The organism is Sorangium sp. So ce1014 (assembly GCF_051521505.1).
In the GTDB taxonomy this organism is placed as follows: Bacteria; Myxococcota_A; Polyangia; order Polyangiales; family Polyangiaceae; genus Sorangium.
In genome coordinates this window covers 8058705-8076225 of record NZ_CP150356.1, presented here as the reverse complement: position 1 = coordinate 8076225, position 17521 = coordinate 8058705, and the positions used below count along the sequence as shown (strand labels likewise).

Genomic DNA, 17521 nt, shown 5'->3' with positions numbered 1-17521 from the left:
CGGGGGCGAACCGGCGGGGAGATCCCCGGCCACGGGGGGGCGGTTTGCCCGTATCCCCCCTTGCATGAGGTCCAGCATTCGACTAGGTTGTCCGCCGACAACTAGGCGGATCCGCGAGCCGGGTTCCCAGTTCGGGAATCGGCTCTTTTTTTTTGGCGCAGGGGCGCCGGGCACCGTCGCTCGGGGTTCATGGCGCTGAAAGTTCCCGGATCCGCCAAGGGTGACGTCTCTCCCATGCCGCAGCCGCAACCGATGGAGCCTTCGACCAGAGCTGTGTTCGATCTCGGGCGCGTTCGCGACGCCCTCGCGCCGGTGCTTGCCACGCACGGGGTCACGCTCGTCGACCTGGAGTGGACCACCGAGCGTGCGGGCTGGACGCTGCGGCTCACGATCGAGCGCGAGGGGGCGGCCGAGGTGGGCGGCGGCGTCACGCTGGAGGACTGCGTGGATGTGTCGCGCGACGTCTCGTCGGTCCTCGACGTCGAGGATCTCATACCCAACCATTACAACCTCGAGGTCAGCTCTCCGGGCCTCGACCGGCGGGTGCGCACACCGGCCGAGTTCGTTCGCTTCCTCGGCAAGACGGCGAAGGTGAAGCTGTCGCGCCCGGCGCCGGACGGCCAGCGGCTGCTCCGGGGCGAGCTCCTCACGGCTCCGGAGGGGCAGGTCGCGGTCCTGGTCGACGGCAAGCGGATCGAGGTGCCGTTTTCGGATGTCGTGGAGGCGCGCCTCGTCTTCGAGCTCTCGTCGCAGCCCAAGCCCAAGAAGGGGCAGCGGCAGGGCAAGGAGACCGCTAAGGAGTCGGGGCCGACGAAGCGGCTCGCGGAGGCGGCTCCGCGACCTGCCTCAATGCGGAGCGCGCGCGGTTCCGAGAAGCGCAAGTAGAGAGAAGAAAGATCAGGAGACAGGGACGTCATGGCAACGATGGCAGCGATGCCGACCTCGGAGACGAGCCTCGGCAGCATCCTCGATCAGGTCGCGAAGGAGAAGGGGATCGACAAGAAGATCCTTGTCGAGACGATCGAGGCCGCGATCTTGAAGGCCGCGCAGAGCGTCTTCGGCCCCACCCGCGAGCTCGAGGCGCGCTTCAACGAGGACAGCGGGCAGATCGACCTCTTCCAGTACATGACCGTGGTCGAGGCCGTGACGGAGCCGGAGCGCGAGATCTCCATCACTGACGTGGACAAGCTCAAGCTGGACGCGACCCTGGGCGAGGAGCTCGGCTTCCAGGTCTTCTGGCGCCCCGAGGACGCGGAGAAGGCGCGCGATCAGGACAAGGAGTACGGCGACATCCTGAAGCTGAAGCACGGCCGCACGACCTTCGGGCGCATCGCCGCCCAGACGGCGAAGCAGGTCCTGCTCCAGCGCGTGCGCGACGCCGAGCGCGATCTCATCTTCAATGAGTACAAGGATCGCAAGGGCGAGCTCATTCGCGGTATCGTGCGGCGGTTCGAGAAGGGCAACAACATCATCGTCGACATCGGCCGCACCGAGGGTGTGCTCACGTTCCGCGAGCAGACGCCGCGCGAGACGTACCGGCCGGGGGACCGCATCGTCGCGTACGTGAAGGACATCGATCGCGAGGCGCGCGGCCCGCAGGTCATCCTCTCGCGCTCCGATCCTCGGCTCGTCGAGAAGCTCTTCGAGGCCGAGGTCCCCGAGATCTACGAGGGCATCGTGCGGATCGTGTCGGTCGCCCGCGAGCCGGGCGCCCGCTCCAAGATCGCGGTGACCAGCCGCGACGCGGACGTCGACCCGGTGGGCGCGTGCGTGGGCATGAAGGGCTCGCGCGTGCAGGCCGTGGTCCAGGAGCTCCGCGGCGAGAAGATCGACATCGTGCCGTTCGATCGGGATCCGGCGCGCTACGTCATCGCCGCGATCCAGCCGGCCGAGGTGCACAAGGTGATCGTCGACGAGGCCGACGGGCGCATGGAGCTCGTGGTCCCGGACGAGAAGCTGTCGCTGGCGATCGGGCGCAAGGGCCAGAACGTGCGGCTCGCCGCGCAGCTGACCAACTGGAAGCTCGACATCATCAGCGAGACAAAGTTCAAGCAGATGGAGGAGGAGGCGATCTCCGCCCTGCAGCAGATTGACTGGGTGACCGAGCAGATCGCCAAGTCCATGTACCGGCTCGGCTTCCGCGCCCTGGAAGAGGTGAGCGAGGCCTCGGTCGAGGAGCTCGCCGCCATCCCGGGCCTCGGCGGCGCCGAGGCCGCCGAGCGCATCAAGGCGCAGGCGGACACGACGATGGAGCGGCTGCGTCAGGAGCGCATCCGTACCGCGAGCTCGCGCACCGAGCCCCTCACCGACCGCGAGCGGCTGATGTTCATCCGCGGCGTCGGCGAGCGGACGGTGGTACTGCTGGAGGAAGCCGGGTACCGCAGCGTGGAGGACCTGCTGCGAGAAGACGAGGATCGGCTGGCGATCCGCACGGGCCTTGGCATCAAGAAGGCGCGCGCCATCAAGCAGGGCGCGCGGGACTTCGTGGAGAGCGAGCAAAAGGTGCTCGATGCAGCGCGGGCGGACATTCGTCGCGCCGCCGAAGCGAGACACGTGTAACGCGTTTCAAGGAGCGGGGTTCAGAGGACCGAGGATGGAATCAGTGGTGAGCAGACAGAACGACGCGGGTGAGCGCGAGCCCTTCGAGAGGGGGCGGGTGCGCACGTGCGTCGGCTGCGGGGAGCGCGTCGGCGTCGATGACGTCCGCGGCGCTCGTCCGCTCGTCCGGCTCATCCTCGGTCCCGGCGGCGTGGTCGCGGTCGATCCGGGCGACGGCGGGTTCGGGCGGGGCGCGCACGTCCATCCGCAGCGGGACTGCGTGGCGGCCGCGGTCGCCCGGGGTCTCGCCCGTGCCGCCAAGGGACGGGTCCACGCGATCCTGGGAAATGCAGGCCCGGGCGCGGAGGGCGCCGGCGATCAGGCCGCCCCGGGCGCGGAGCCGCTCACGGCCGTCTCGCTGGCGCGGGCGATCCGCGAGGCGACGGAGCGCCGGCTCCAGCGGTTCCTCCGTGCGGCCGTCCGCTCTCAGAGCGTGGCGATCGGCGCCGATGCGGTCGTGGGGTCGTGCGAGCGGGGCGAGGCCGCGCTCCTGCTGGTCGCGTGCGACGCGCCGGCAGGCGCGGATCGGCCGGAGGTGCGGCGGGCGATCGCGGAGGGGCGCGCTGTCGCATGGGGCACCCAACAGGTGCTTGGCTCCCTGGCGGGCGGCCCGCGCGAGCGCGGCGTGGCGGTGATGGCGATCTCCTCGGCATCGCTCGCGGCCGCCGTTGCGCACGCAGCGCACGTCGTGGACGCCTGCGCCCGCATCGAGCGGGGCGAGGGCGCGGCGGAGGGCGGGCGCGGCAGCTCCGGTCGAAGGGGGCGGTCGGCGCGCAACGCGGCTGTCCGGTCGGAAGCAGGTGGGGTCCCCGAGCGACGGAAGGCTGCGTCCGGCCATGCTGGCCCGGCCCCTCGCCGTGGTTCGGGGAGGGCTGGGGTGGACGTCGAGCACGTCGAGCACCTCAGCCCTGGCGCTCGGCCGGCGTCCGAGGGGGTCAGGGAAAAACCTGACAGCCCGGCGGGCGGGCTTGCTGGCCGCGACGAGCGGCTGGCGTCAAAGAGTGGGTCCGGTCGGCTTCTTGCAATTGCGCGGGGCACCGGGGAAGGCGGCCCTGTCGGGGGCACGGTGGCGATGTCCGGTTCGACCGGACGCTCCACGACGGTGGACAGAGTGGCCGCAACGGGTCGCCCGCGCGGATGGGTGAAGCGGATTGGTTAACGTGGAGCGAGGTGCATGAGCAAAGTCCGGGTCTACGAGGTCGCCAAGCAGCTGAACATGGACCAGAAGACGCTGGTCGCGCTCTTCCAATCCATGGGTATTGGCGACGTGCGCAATCACATGAGCGCCGTCGAATCCGACGTCGTCGAGCGGGTCAAGCGGCACCTCGAGCGGCAGAAGTCGCCTGAGGTGGTGGAGGAGCGGATCCGCCCGACGGTCGTAAAGCGCCGCGCTCGGCCGGGGGCCGATCCCGAGCCGTCGTCGCCGGGCCGCGGGCCGGACCCGGAGGCGCCGGTGCACGCCGCTCCGGAGCCGGCGCCTTCGCGGCCTGCGGCTGCGTCGGTTCCAGCTTCCCCGCCGAACGAGCGCGTTGCTCAGGAAGAAGCGCCGGTCCATCGCCCCGCTCCGCCGCCGCCCGCCGCTTCCATCGCAGCGCCCCCGGCGCCGGCGCCTGAGCCGGTGGTCGCCGCGAGCCCGCGCGAGCCAGCGCCCGCGCCCAGCGCACCTGCCCCGGCAGCGCCGCCCGTTGCGGTAGCGCCGGCAGCGCCGCCGCCTCCGGCGGCTCCCGCTCCCGCAGCACCCGCGTCTGCCGCGGCGTCCGCGCCCGCGCTCGCGGAGGAGACGAAGGTGACCTCGCCCGAGCCGAAGCCTGCTCCGCCCGCCGCCGTCGCGGCGCCATCTGCCGCCGCCGTCGCGCCGGCCCCCGCCGAGTCGGCGCCTGCCGCGCCGGCCCCCGCCGCGGTTGCGCCCTCACCGGTGCAAGCGCCTGCTCCCGCCGCGCCGGCAGCGCCCGCGTCCACCGCGGCGCAGGCGTCTGCGCCGGCTCCGGCGAAGCCTGCAGCGCCCGCGTCCACCGCGGCGTCTGCGCCGGCCCGGACGCAGGCTGCGCCCTCGGCGCCTGCCCCGGCGCAAGGGGCGTCACGGGCGACGCAGCCGCCCCATCGGCCTTCCGGTCCGGCGCACCACCCTGCGTCGTCCGCGGCCCGCCCGGGATCCCGGCCGACTGCGCCGCCCGTATCGGCGTCCGCGGCCAAGCCGGACGACCCGGCTGGCGCGAACCAGGCGCCGCGCCGGCCGTCCTCGCCGCCGAAGACCGGCATCGAGGTGTGGCAGGGGCGCCCCGGCGTCACGATGCCTGCTGCCCGCACCGGCACGCCGCCGGCGCGGCGCACGACCTACGATCCGCGTGCGAACGCCCAGCAAGCGCGCCCCGGCGGTCCCAGCTTCGGTCCAGGCGGCCGGCCCATGGGCGGCCGGAACACGCGCCCGGGGATGTTCGGGCGGCCGCGCCCGGGCTCTATGCCGCGCAAGCCGGTCCAGGTCTCCACGCAGGAGATGGCCTCGCACAAGAAGGTCATCAAGATCGAGGAGCAGGTCACCCTTCAGCAGCTCGCCGCGAAGATGAGCCTGAAGGCCACGGATGTGCTCATGCGGCTCCTGTCGATGGGCATGACGGGCGTGAACATCAACAGCACGCTCGACGCCGAGACGGCGAAGATCCTCGCGAGCGAGTTCGGCTGGAGCGTCGAGGACGTGGCTGTCAGCGAGCAGGACACGCTGACCGCCGCCATGCAGGCCGGCACCGAAGCCGACGAGGAGTTCGAGAACCGTCCGCCCATCGTCACCGTCATGGGTCACGTCGACCATGGCAAGACGTCGCTGCTCGACAGGATCCGGAAGGCCACCGTCGCCGAGGGCGAGGCGGGCGGGATCACCCAGCACATCGGCGCTTACCGCGTCGACACGCCGCGCGGGACGATCGCCTTCCTCGACACGCCGGGCCACGAGGCGTTCACGGCGATGCGCGCCCGCGGCGCCTCGCTCACCGACATCGTGATCCTGGTGGTCGCGGCCGACGACGGCGTGATGCCCCAGACCAAGGAGGCGATCTCGCATGCGCAGGCCGCGAAGGTGCCGATCATCGTCGCGGTGAACAAGATCGACAAGCCGGGCGCCGACGAGGACAAGATCAAGCGCGACCTCGCTGCGCTCGGGCTGCAGCCCGAGGAGTGGGGCGGCGAGACGATGTTCTGCAGCGTGTCGGCGAAGCTGGGTCAGGGCATCGACCAGCTCCTCGAGTCGGTCCTGCTCCTCGCCGAGGTCCAGGACCTCCGCGCCAACCCGAAGAAGCGCGCCAGCGGCACCGTCATCGAGGCCTTGCTCGATCGTGGCCGCGGACCGGTCGCGCGCGTCATGGTCCAGGACGGCACGCTCCGCACGGGCGACATCCTCCTGGCCGGCGCCGCGTGGGGCAAGGTCCGGGCGATGACCGACGAGCTCGGGCGCTCCGTCGCCGAGGCGGGCCCGGCGACACCCGTCGAGGTCCTTGGCCTGGCCGAGGTGCCGAGCGCGGGCGATCCCGTCCACGCCGTCAAGGACGGGAAGACCGCGGAGGAGATCGCCGAGACCCGCCGCAAGAAGGCGTCGAAGACGCTGATCCCGCAGGACTCGCGCGTCTCGCTCGAGTCGATCACGAAGAACCTGCAGGAGGCCGATCAGCTCGAGCTCAAGCTGATCATCAAGGGCGACGTGCAGGGCTCGGTCGAGGCGATCACCCACGCGCTGGCGAAGCTCACGACCGAGAAGGTGAAGGTCACGATCGTGAACGGCGCCGTCGGTGGCATCACCGAGGGCGACGTCAACCTGGCGGTCGCGTCGAAGGCGGTCATCGTCGGCTTCAACGTCCGACCGGCCGGCAAGGCGGGCGCTCTGGCCGAGAACGAGGGCGTCGAGATCCGGCTCTACAACATCATCTACAACGCCGTCGATGACATCCGAAGCGCGATGGAGGGGCTCCTCCCCGCGACAAAGGTGGAGAAGGTCCTCGGCCGCGCCGAGGTTCGCCAGGTCTTCAAGATCACGAAGGCGGGCACGGTCGCCGGCTGCATGGCCGTGAGCGGCTCGGTCAAGCGCACCGCCGAGGCGCGCCTGATCCGGGACAACGCCGTCATCTGGACGGGGCGCCTCTCGGGGCTGCGCCGCTTCAAGGACGACGTGAAAGAGGTGGTCGAGGGGTTCGAGTGCGGTATCTCGCTCGATGGCTACTCGGACATCAAGGAGCGCGACCTCATCGAGAGCTTCGAGATCGAAGAGGTCAAGACGAGGCTCTGAGCCGCTAGATGTTCGTCGGCGTTCTCCGTCTCCGCCTCGATATCGTCGGGGCCCGCTCCCTCAAGGACAAGCGCAGCGTGGTGCGCTCCTTGAAGGAGCGGGCGCAGAGCCGGATGCGCGTGTCGATCGCCGAGGTCGGCGTGCTCGACGATCCGAGGCGGGCGACGCTCGGCGTCGCGGTCGTCTCGAACTCGGCGGCCATGTGCGACAAGGTCCTCGCGGACGTGGCCGCGATGGCCGGATCGCTGCCCCACGCCGTCCTCACCGACCGGGCGACCGAGATCGTGTCGTTCGGTGAGGGAGGAGCGGGGGTGCAGGGCGGCATCGAGCAGGCGCTCGGTCGCGAGGATGGGGATCTGGGAGCGCCCTCCGACAGGTTCGAGGACGCAGAGGACGACGAATGAGCGGCACGGTGAAGCGGGCGACGCGGGTCGCCGAACGGCTCCGCGAGGACCTGTCCAACCTGCTCCGGGATATGCGCGATCCGCGGATCGCCGGCGTGCTCGTGTCGCGCGTGGAGATCACCGACGATCTGCAGAGCGCGAAGATCCACGTGCGCCACGAGTTCGGGGCGGAGGACGCGGCGTCGCGTCGCGCCCTGCTCAAGGGCCTGGAGGCGGCGTCGGGTCGGCTGCGCAGGGACGTCGCCCGCACGATGGGCCTGCGCGTCGTGCCGACGCTGCGCTTCTTCTACGACGAGGGCCCCGACGCCGAGCGGCGGATCGATGAGCTGCTCCGGGAGATCAAGGACGAGCCAGGAGACCCGCGCTCGTAGCGCCGGGGCCGGGCAGCGCCGCGCGCTCCCCGGGCGCGATCACCGCGGGATGAGCCGCTCGATCGCCTGCGCGGGCTCGAGGTCGAAGCGCCATGGTCCCACCTTCGTCGGGGCGTCGAGCGCCGTCGTCAGCGCGCGGAGGAACTCGCGCCGCGGCCACTCCACGGCGCCGAAGCGCTCCAGGTGGTCCGTGTACACCTGGCAGTCCACCAGCGCGAAGTCCCAGGCGACGAGGTTCCCGAGCAGCGTCGCGAACGCGACCTTCGACGCGTCGGGCGCGCGCGCGAACATCGACTCGCCGAAGAACATGCGCCCCAGCGACACGCCGTAGAGGCCGCCGACGAGCTCGCCGTTCGACCAGGCCTCGATGCTGTGCGCGATCCCGGCGGCGTGCAGCGCGGAGTATCCGTCGACGAGCTCCTCGGTGATCCACGTGCCGCTCTGCCCGGGCCGCGGCGACTCGCTGCAGGCCCGCATGACGTCCGCGAACGACGTGTCGGTCCGCACCTCGAGCTCGCCCCGGCGCACCTGCTTGCGCAGCGAGTGCGGGATGTGCGCCTCGCGCGGCGGCAGGACGAAGCGCGGATCCGGGGAGAACCAGAGCAGCGGCAGCCCCTCGTGGGGCCACGGGAAGATGCCCCGGCGGTAGCCGGCCAGCAGCCGCTCCGGCGAGGCCTCGCCGCCCACGGCCACGATCCCCTCCGGGGTCGCGCGCTCGGGCGGAGGGAAGTCGAGCTTGCTCGTGAGCACCGGGACGCGCATCGCTGTGGGGCCGAATCCTCCCACCAGAGCCCGCGGTTGCAAATAGCCGCTCTGCGCGCGCCGCGCGCTCAGGACGCGCACACATAGTCGGAGCCCTCGACGAAGCCGCGCGCGGCGAGGTGAGCGCGGATGAGCGCGCGCGCCCCCCGCGCCCCCACGGCGACGACGAGGGTCTGCGCGCCCCGCGAGAGCCGCGACGGGTCGACGATCGGCGCCCCCTGCGCGATCCGGCCGATCTTGCGCGGATCGATGTCCACGAACCGCTCCGGCGTCACGCCGTTCCGGGCGAGCGCCCTCGCCAGCCGCCGGCCGGTCTTGCCCGCGCCCCACACCGCCACGGGGCGCGCCGAGCCGAGCTTTCTCGCGAGGTAGTGCGCCTTTGCCTCGAGGAAGCGCGCAATCGCGTACCGCGGATCCGCGAACGTCGCCCGGCCCTCGCGGTGCCGCCAGCGCAGGCCGAGCTCCGGGAGCTTCGCCATCCGCGCGCCGGCGGCGTCGAGGCGCAGCCACAGGTCGTAGTCCTCCGCCCAGGGGGTCTCTCGGAACCCGCCGACCTGCTCCAGCGCGCTCCGCCGCAGCATCACCGACGGGTGACACAGCGGGGATTCCACGAACATCTCCCGCGCGTGGTCCTCGGGCGTGAGGATCGAGTTCAGCCAGTCCACGTAGCGGAGCATGCCCTCGCCGATCGGCCCCGCCGCGAACGCCTCGACGCGGGCCCCGACGACGCCGAGCCCTGGATCCCGCCGGAGCGCCTCGACCTGGCGCGCGAGGCGCCCGCCGACCGAGATGTCGTCGCCATCCATGCGCGCGAGCAGCTCGCCGCGCGCGGCCTCTGTCGCGCGCGAGAGCGCCCGCGCGATCCCCACGCCGCCCGTCGCGACCGGAACGACACGGGGGTCGCGACGGGCGATGCGCGCGACGCTGGCCGGGCCGGCGTCGGTGGAGCCGTCGTCCACGGCGATCACCTCGAGGTCGACCTCGCGCTCGGCGAGCACGCTCTCCAGCGCCTCCTCGATCGTCGCCTCTGCCTGCCGGTACGGGAGCAAGACGGAGACGAGCGGCGCCACGCCGAGACCATGGCGGCGCGCCGGCGCAGCGTCCACAGGAAGGGAGCGCCGCCGGCGCGTCGCCGGCGGGGCGCGTCGGCGCGGCGAGTCGCGATGGCGGTACCGGGCGCGCGCCGATACGGCCCGCGTCAGAGGTCGCGGGCCAGCCGGATGCCGCTCATCTGCCACCGCGCGTCCGGCGGGAAGAAGTTCCGGTACGTCGCGCGGACGTGCGTCGCCGGGGTCGCGCAGGAGCCGCCGCGCAGCACGAGCTGGCTGCTCATGAACTTGCCGTTGTACTCGCCGAGCGCTCCGGGCCACGGGCGAAACCCGGGATAGGGCGCATACGCGCTCGACGTCCATTCCCACACGTCGCCGAGCAGCTGTCGCGGGGCTCCCGGTCGCGACGGCGCGCTCGCAGGCTCCGGGTGAAAGCGCCCGCGCTCGGCGAAATTCCCCGGCCGCGCCTCGCCCGGCGCGGCGCGGCCGGGGACCTCCTCCGCGCCGGAGAGCGCGCCCTGCGCGGCCGTCTCCCACTCGGCCTCCGTCGGGAGCCGCGCGCCTGCCCAGCGGGCGTAGGCGTCGGCCTCGTAGTGGCTCACGTGACAGACGGGCTCGTCGACGTCCACCTCGCGGAGCCCATGGAGCGTGAACAGCTGAACCCCTCCGTCCCGAGGCTCCCAGTAGAGCGGCGCCTCCCACCGGTTCGCGACGACCGCGTCCCAGCCGCTCGATAGCCAGAGCTCCGGCCGTGCGTACCCGCCGTCCTGCATGAACCTGAGGTACTCGCCGCACGTCACCGGCCGCTCCGCGAGCGCGAACGCGCCGACGAACACGCGGTGCCGCGGCGTCTCGTTGTCGAACGCGAACGCGTCCCCGCCGTGGCCGATCCAGCGAACGCCCTCGGCGTGCTCCACGAAGCGGAGCTCCCCGGCAGCTCCGCCGCTCCGGCCCGGCGGCGCGCCGCCGAAGATCGCCGGGCGCAGCGGGTTCTGCGCCATCGCGTGCTTCAGATCGGTCAGGATCAGCTCCTGGTGCTGCTGCTCGTGGTGCAGCCCCACCTCGATCGTGAAGGCGAGATCGAGGTGCCGGCCCGCGCCAATCTCGTCGAGGAGCTCGCGCATCCTCTCGTCCACGTGGCGCCGGTAGCGGTAGGTCTCCTCCACCGTCGGGCGCGACAGGACCCCTCGCCGCGGGCGGCAGTGCCGCTCGCCCACGCTCACGTAATACGAGTTGAAGAGGTACCCGAACCGCGGGTGAAAGGGTGTGTATCCGGCGCGCTCGCCGAGCACGAACGTCTCGAAGAACCACGTCGTGTGCGCGACGTGCCACTTCACCGGGCTCGCGTCCGGCATCGACTGGATGACGTAATCCTCGGCGCAGAGCGGCGCGCAGAGCGACTCCGTGAACGCCCGGACGGCGTCGTACCGCGCCCTCAGCCTGCTCGCGACGCGCTCTGGCTGTTCCATCGCGTTCCCCTGGGGTCCTTCGTCTCCACGAGAGGTGTCGCCGCGGCGACCGGGAGCGGGCACCTAGCGCCTCTTGAAGTCGCCGAGGTGCGTGATGTACCAGCGACCCTGCCACGAGATGATCGTGTGGACATCGAGGCTCGCCGGCTTGCCGTCGATCTCGTACTTCAGCTTGCCGTGGAAGGAGCGGTAATAGCCGATCTTGTTGACCTCGTCGCCCGGAGGCACCCACTTCGCCCTGGAGCCGACCTCGAAGCCGACGAAATGCGCGCCTTGCCAGCTCTTGCGCTTCCGGTGCATCGCCTTCACGTCGTTCGCGTAGGCGGCGTGGAGGTGGTCCCAGTACTTGCCAGGATCCTTCACGTCCTTGAGCGGGATGAACGGCTCTTTGGGGAACCAGAAGGGATCGGCCAGCGCCGGCTCGTTCCTCACGATGGCGTCGAACAGCGCCCTGGCCCGCGCCGTGAGCTCCTCGCTCTCGAGCGGCGGCAGGATCTTGTTCGTCGCGAGGGCGGTGGCCGTGGCGCCGGTATCCGCGCCAGGGACAGGCGGCGATCCCGGCGGGGGCGACCCGTCCGTCGCTGCCGCCTCGGCCGCCGTGCGAGCGCCCCCATCCTGCGGCGACCCCAGCGCACCTGCGTCCTCCGGCCGCGGCGCCGCCTCGGCCGCGCCCGCCGCCGCGGTGGGCGCGGCCGAGGCGGGCCGGGCGCTCTCGGCGGGCCGGGCGTCCGGCGCCGGGGTGGGCGCCGCGCAACCCGTCATCACCGCGAGCGCGCCCACGACGACCTGCTTCATCATGCGCGTGCCCTATCGCACCGCCCCGGCGCCGACAAGCGACCCCGGGGCGCGGCCGTGCGCCGGATCCGCCCGACGGCGAGCCAGGCTCACTTCTCCACGATGATGAACTGCACGCGCCTGTTCTTGGCCTTGTTCGCGGGCGTGACGTTCGGCGCGACCGGGCGGTCCTGCCCGTAGCCCTTCGCGAGCAGCCGCGAGGCGTCCACGCCGGCCCTGGCCAGCCAGGCGCGCACCGAGTTCGCCCGGGCCTCGCTGAGCGTCTGGTTGTGCTCACGCCCGCCCGTGTTGTCGGTGTGCCCCTGGATCTCGACCTTGCGGATGTTCGGGTTCCGCTGGAGCACGTCCGCGATCTCCTCCATCAGCGCGTTCGAGTCGCCCAGGATCTTCGCCGAGTCGGTCTCGAAGTGGATCTGCCGCGAGATCTTGATCTCGTTGCCCTGCACCTTCACGAGCGAGACCTTCGGCCGCTTGTTCACCGTGAGCGCGGCGCGCGTGTCCTCGCTCGTCCGGACGTCGGCCTGGTTGACGTGGTTCATGTATCCCTGCGCCTCGACCTTGAGCGTCACCGCGCCGGCCGGCAGATCCGGGAAGCGGAAGGCGCCGCTCGCGTCGGCCGTCGCCGTCTGCTCGCGGCCCGCCACGTCGACCAGCCGGATCGTCGCGCCGGCGACCGCGTCCCCGCTCTCCGCGTCCTTCACCGTCCCGACGATGTTGCCCGTCTTGGGCAGCGCTTCGAGCGAGCAGTCGACGTCCACGAACGTCGGCCCCTGGGGCTGCGCCGCGCTCGGTGCACCGCCGGGCAACCCCGGCTGCGGGCCGAAGGGCCCCGGCTGCCCGGGCTGCGGGCCGAAGGGGCCCGGTTGCGGACCGAAGGCGCCGGGCTGCCCCGGTTGCGGACCGAAGGCGCCGGGCTGTCCGGGCTGCGGGCCGAAGGCGCCGGGCTGCCCCGGTTGCGGACCGAAGGCGCCGGGCTGCCCCGGTTGCGGACCGAAGGCGCCGGGCTGTCCGGGCTGCGGACCGAAGGCTCCCTGTTGCGGACCGAAGGCGCCGGGCTGTCCGGGCTGCGGACCGAAGGCCCCCTGTTGCGGACCGAAGGCGCCGGGCTGTCCACCGAAGGTCCCCTGTTGCGGACCGAAGGCGCCGGGCTGCCCCGGTTGCGGGCCGAACATGCCGGGCTGCCCGGGCGCCGCCCCGCCGGCGGGGAGGGTCGCCTGGCAGGTGCCCGGCTTGTAGCCGTTCGCCCGGATGTTGAATGTGTATGTCCCCGGCTCGAGGTGCCGCGTGAGGAAGCGACCATCCGGGCCGGTCGCGTACGGCGGCTGGGGCGCGCCCTCGACCGTCACGATGGCGTCGGCCACCGCCGCGTCGGGCCGGTTCTGCTCGTGCACGAAGCCGCGCACGAAGCTCTGCGGCGCCGGCACGAGCTGCGGCGGCTCCTTGATGATCTGCGGCGCAGGGGCCGGCGGCGGCGCCTTCTGCTTCGTGTCGTAGGCGTAGCCGATCCCGAGATACAGCGTCCACGGCGCCTGAGGCGCGACCTCCTCGATGAACACGGAGGTCGCCGACAGGCCGAGGTCGAACGCTGCATGCCCGGAGAGACCGCGGAACGCCTTCTCGAACGGCGTCACCCGCACGCCGAGCGACAGCCGCGACGGCGCCGCGGCGTAGCCCGGCCCGCCCTGGCTCTGGGGGTCGGGGGACGCGAAGTCGTCGAGCCCGAGACAGACGTCGCCGCGCGACACGCGGCTCGTGTGGCACTCGTAGCCCTGCCGGTTCACCGGGATGTCGAGCGTGTACTCGAGGTACGGCTGCACCTTCGGCAGCGGCACCTCGACGCCGAGGTGGGTCTGGAAGAAGTCGACCCGGTTGATGCCGAGCCCGAACCGCTCGATGCGCGAGATCGGCTGCCGATCGCGCTCGTCAGTGAACGCCTTGGCCCGCTCCTTCTCGACCTCCTCCACGAGCTTGCCGGAGTTGTCGACCTTGTAGCCGAGGTTCACGTTCACCCGCAGCGGGAACCCCTTGCCCTGCGGCTTGCGCAGATCGAGCGTCGCGAGCCCGCGGAAGACCGCGCTCGTGCCGCCGCCGGCGAGGCCCACGTCGCCCGTGCCGTTGAGCAGCAGCAGCTGCGCCTCGCCGCCGAAGGTGAACGGCTTGCCGATCTTCGGGGGCGTGAACGCCTTCACGCCGAGCGTCGTGTCGCCGAGCACCTGCAGCAGCCGCGGGCGGCCCTGGTCGTTCGCGTTCGCGAACGTGCGGATCGACGCGTAGCCCTCGAGGAAGGGCAGGGGGGTCGCGTTCAGCGTGAAGAACGCCCCCACGTGGCTCGCCGAGTCCTCCTGCGCGTCGGGGCCGCAGGTGATCGGGTGGCCGGCGAGCGTCGACTCGGCCGGATCGCAGAGGAAGCCGCTCGTCGAGAACCAGTCGAGCAGGAACGACACCCGGAAGGTGCCCGGCGCGCCCGAGCCCGCGTACGACGTCCTGAGGAGGCCGGTCGACCCCCACAGGTTCGGCTGCGCGGTGAGCGAGAGCGCGCGCTCCTCCTCGTCCCACGCGGTGGAGCGCGGCGCCGTCGCGCCGGCCTGGAGGCCCTGATCGCCGGCGGACGCCTGCGCGCCGAAGGAGAAGCTCGCGTCCGGCGGCGGCTGCCCCGGCTGCTGCCCGAACTGCGGCGGGGCGTCGCCCGGAAAGCCCGGCTGAAAGCCCGGCTGCGGGCCGAACTGCGGCGGGGCGTCGCCCGGAAAGCCCGGCTGAAAGCCCGGCTGCGGGCCGAATTGCGGCGGGGGCGCGTCGCCCGGAAAGCCCGGCTGCGGCCCGAAGGGGCCGGGCTGGGCGGGAGGAGGCTGGGGCCCGAACGACCCAGGCGGCTGCGCCGGCTGGCCCGGAGGTGGCTGCGGTCCGAAGGGCGGCTGCGGCTGCTGCGCCTCGGCAGCGCCCGCGAGCGTGAGCGAGCCGACGAGCGGCAGCGCCGTGAGCGCAGCGCGCCGGAGCCTGTCGGCAAACACCTTCCGAAGCGTATGCATCGAGCCTCATCCGCGAGATCGAACAAGGAAACGCCCGCCAATCGGGACGGTGGAGACCTCGCGCGCGGCCCGTTGTATCACTCCGGGCGGCACACGAAACAGCGGTTTTCTTCGGCAGCAGCTCCTCGACAGGCCGCGCCGCACGCCAATTCTGCGGGCGCGCATGCTAGGAAGGCCATCACCATGGCATCCCGCGGGCGCATCCTGATCGTCGACGACGAGGCCAACGCGCGCGCGGCGCTCTCCGAGATCCTCCGCGAGGAGGGGTACACGACCGAGACCGCGGCCGACGGCTTCAAGGCGCTCGGCAAGCTCGAGGAGTTCGCGCCCGATGTGGTCCTGACCGACCTGAAGATGCCGGGGCTCGACGGCATCCGGATGATGGAAAAGGCGCAGCTCGCGCTGCCGGACGCGACGTTCGTCGTCATGACGGCGTTCGGCACCATCTCGAGCGCCGTCGAGGCGGTGAAGAAGGGCGCGTACAACTACCTGACGAAGCCGCTCGATTTCTCGGTGCTCGCGGTCGTGGTCGAGCGCGCGGTGGAGCGGGCGCGGCTGCTCCAGGAGAACTCGCGCCTGCGCGAGCGGCTGCGCGAGCGCAACGCGTTCGGCCACGTGATCGCGAGCCACCCGAGCATGGCGAAGCTCCTCCGGATGGTCGAGCAGGTGGCGCCGAGCCGCGCGAGCATGCTGATCGTGGGCGAGACGGGCACGGGCAAGGAGCTCATCGCCGAGATGATCCACCGCGCGAGCCCGCGGGCGAAGGCGCCGCTCGTCCGGCTGAACTGCGCTGCCCTGAGCGAGTCGCTCCTGGAGAGCGAGCTGTTCGGCCACGAGCGCGGCGCCTTCACCGGCGCCGTCGGCCGCCGCGAGGGCCGCTTCGAGCAGGCGAACGGCGGCACCCTGTTCCTGGACGAGGTGAGCGAGATCCCGCTCGCCACGCAGGTGAAGCTGCTGCGCTTCCTGCAGGAGCGCACGTTCGAGCGGGTGGGCGGCAACGAGACCCTCAAGGTCGACGTGCGGATCCTCGCCGCGTCGAACCGCGACCTTCGCCAGCGCATCGCCGAGGGCCTGTTCCGGGAGGATCTCTATTACCGGCTCAACGTCGTCACCCTGGAGATCCCGCCGCTCCGCGAGCGCCGGAGCGACATCCCCGAGCTCGCGACGTTCTTCCTGGGCCGCTATGCGCAGGAGAACGGCAAGCGGATCGATGGCTTCACGGACGAGGCGCTGTCGGCGCTGACGAGCTACTCGTTCCCCGGCAACGTGCGCGAGCTGGAGAACGCGATCGAGCGGGCGGCGGTGCTCTGCGACGGCGCGCGCATCGAGCTCCGGCACCTGCCGGCGCAGATGGGGTCCGAGCCGGCCGAGGCGTCCGACGCGATGCCGCGCGTCCCCGGGAGCACCATCTACGACCTGGAGCGTTACGCGATCCTGCGCACGCTCGAGGCGTGCAAGGGCTCGACCTCGAAGGCGGCGACGATCCTCGGGATCAGCCCGCGCAAGATCCAGTACAAGCTGCACGAGTACAGCGCGGCCGGGCGTGGCCGGGCGCGGCCGGGAGACGGCGCATCCGGCGAGAGCCCCGAGGGTGAGGAGGGCGCATGAGCAGCGGTGCCGGATCGATCGTCGAGGAGCGCGGCGAGCGCGCCGTGCCGGCCGGCGCCGGCGGGGAGGCGCTGGACGGCGAGCTGCTGATCGACGTCCGTGGACTCCTCAAGACGTTCCAGGTGGGCTTCTTGCGCCGGAAGGCGGTCGAGGCGGTCAAGGGAGTGAGCTTCGGCGTGCGCCGCGGCGAGATCTTCGGCTTCCTCGGGCCGAACGGCGCCGGCAAGACCACGACGATCAAGATGCTGACGGGCCTCATCGCCCCGACCGGCGGTGAGGCGTACCTGTTCGGCGCGCGCGTGCCGTCGCCCGAGGCGCGCCGGAAGATCGGGTTTCTGCCGGAGAACCCGTACGTGTATCCCTACCTCACCCCGCGCGAGTTCGTGGAGCTCTGCGGCCGCCTGTCCGGGATGCGGGGCGCGGCGCTGCGCAGGCGGACGATGGAGGTGCTCGATCAGGTGAAGATCGCGTATGCCGCGGATCGGCAGGTGCGCCGGCTGTCGAAGGGGATGCTGCAGCGCACGGGGCTGGCCGCCGCGCTGGTCGCCGATCCCGAGATGCTGATCCTGGACGAGCCCATGAGCGGCCTCGATCCGGTGGGCCGCAAGGAGGTGCGCGATCTCATCTTTGCGGAGCGTGATCAGGGCCGGACGATCTTCTTCTCGACGCACATCCTGAGCGACGTCGAGGCGATGTGCGATCGCGTGGCGATCCTGCGCGAGGGCCACGTGGTGGTGAGCGGCGCGATCCGGCAGCTCCTGCGGGGCGACGTGCTGCGCACCGACGTCACGCTGGCGGGCGCGAGCCCGGCCCTCCTCGAGGAGCTCGGCGCGCTGGGCTTCGCGACCACGCGCCGCGGCGACGTCGTGATGGTCGACGTGGAGGGCGAGGCGCGCGTGCGCGAGGTGCTTCAGCGCTCGCTCGCCGCGGGCGCGCAGGTGGTCGAGGTGACGCCGCGCCGCGAGACGCTCGAAGACCTCTTCATGCGCCGCGCCCTCTGAGCGAGCCTCGCTCTGAGCGAGGCCCGCTCGCTTCGGATACGGGCCCATCTCGACGTTTTCGGTGCTCGGCGTACGAGAGTACGCCTGCGCGCCGAAAACGCCGATCTGGGCCCGTCTCCTGTGCGATCGGGCCTCGCTCTGCGCCGTGGGTGGGGGGGGAGAGAGGGG

Annotated in this window: 13 protein-coding genes; 8 read left to right on the top strand and 5 right to left on the bottom strand. The window is 72.1% G+C overall.

The features are described from left to right. Positions 1-252: 252 nt before the first annotated feature. The 6 genes from rimP to rbfA are packed head-to-tail and all read left to right on the top strand — an operon-like array spanning position 253 to position 7643. Entirely contained in the window at positions 253-885 is a 633-nt protein-coding gene (rimP, locus tag WME75_RS30445; RefSeq protein WP_437478446.1) for a ribosome maturation factor RimP, read from the top strand. Positions 886-915: 30 nt separating this feature from the next. After that, positions 916-2559: a transcription termination factor NusA gene (gene nusA / locus WME75_RS30440; RefSeq protein ID WP_437478443.1), complete on the top strand. Its 1644-nt coding sequence runs from the start codon at positions 916-918 to the stop codon at positions 2557-2559. A 46-nt stretch (positions 2560-2605) separates the two neighbouring features. Continuing rightward, positions 2606-3757, top strand: coding sequence for a DUF448 domain-containing protein (locus WME75_RS30435; protein WP_437478440.1), 1152 nt, complete (start codon positions 2606-2608; stop codon positions 3755-3757). A gap of 15 nt (positions 3758-3772) precedes the next feature. Next, positions 3773-6868: a translation initiation factor IF-2 gene (gene infB, locus WME75_RS30430; RefSeq protein ID WP_437478438.1), complete on the top strand. Its 3096-nt coding sequence runs from the start codon at positions 3773-3775 to the stop codon at positions 6866-6868. 8 nt (positions 6869-6876) lie between these two features. Then, positions 6877-7272 carry a DUF503 domain-containing protein gene (locus WME75_RS30425; protein ID WP_437478435.1) on the top strand — a complete coding sequence of 132 codons (396 nt, stop codon included), beginning with the start codon at positions 6877-6879 and terminating at the stop codon, positions 7270-7272. Further along, positions 7269-7643: a 30S ribosome-binding factor RbfA gene (rbfA, locus tag WME75_RS30420; protein WP_437478432.1), complete on the top strand. Its 375-nt coding sequence runs from the start codon at positions 7269-7271 to the stop codon at positions 7641-7643. Before WME75_RS30425 ends, rbfA begins: the two co-directional genes overlap by 4 nt. A 39-nt stretch (positions 7644-7682) precedes the next feature. Here the strand turns inward: rbfA and aat are convergent, their stop codons facing one another. The 5 genes from aat to WME75_RS30395 form a co-directional block, all read right to left on the bottom strand. Then, positions 7683-8405 carry a leucyl/phenylalanyl-tRNA--protein transferase gene (aat, locus tag WME75_RS30415; protein ID WP_437478430.1) on the bottom strand — a complete coding sequence of 241 codons (723 nt, stop codon included), beginning with the start codon at positions 8403-8405 and terminating at the stop codon, positions 7683-7685. Positions 8406-8473: 68 nt separating this feature from the next. Beyond that, positions 8474-9475, bottom strand: coding sequence for a glycosyltransferase (locus tag WME75_RS30410; RefSeq protein WP_437478427.1), 1002 nt, complete (start codon positions 9473-9475; stop codon positions 8474-8476). 128 nt (positions 9476-9603) lie between these two features. Next, a complete protein-coding gene (gene egtB / locus WME75_RS30405; protein WP_437478424.1) occupies positions 9604-10923 on the bottom strand; it encodes an ergothioneine biosynthesis protein EgtB in 1320 nt (439 codons plus the stop codon). A gap of 63 nt (positions 10924-10986) precedes the next feature. Next, complete coding sequence (locus tag WME75_RS30400; protein ID WP_437478423.1) at positions 10987-11721, bottom strand: hypothetical protein; 735 nt, start codon at positions 11719-11721, stop codon at positions 10987-10989. 86 nt (positions 11722-11807) lie between these two features. Further along, a complete protein-coding gene (locus WME75_RS30395; protein WP_437478420.1) occupies positions 11808-14744 on the bottom strand; it encodes a carboxypeptidase regulatory-like domain-containing protein in 2937 nt (978 codons plus the stop codon). A gap of 183 nt (positions 14745-14927) precedes the next feature. Between WME75_RS30395 and WME75_RS30390 the strand changes: the two genes are divergently transcribed. Beyond that, positions 14928-16352 carry a sigma-54-dependent transcriptional regulator gene (locus tag WME75_RS30390; RefSeq protein WP_437478418.1) on the top strand — a complete coding sequence of 475 codons (1425 nt, stop codon included), beginning with the start codon at positions 14928-14930 and terminating at the stop codon, positions 16350-16352. Next, complete coding sequence (locus WME75_RS30385) at positions 16349-17353, top strand: ATP-binding cassette domain-containing protein (RefSeq protein WP_437478416.1); 1005 nt, start codon at positions 16349-16351, stop codon at positions 17351-17353. The genes WME75_RS30390 and WME75_RS30385 overlap by 4 nt, the downstream gene beginning before the upstream one ends. Positions 17354-17521: the final 168 nt, after the last annotated feature.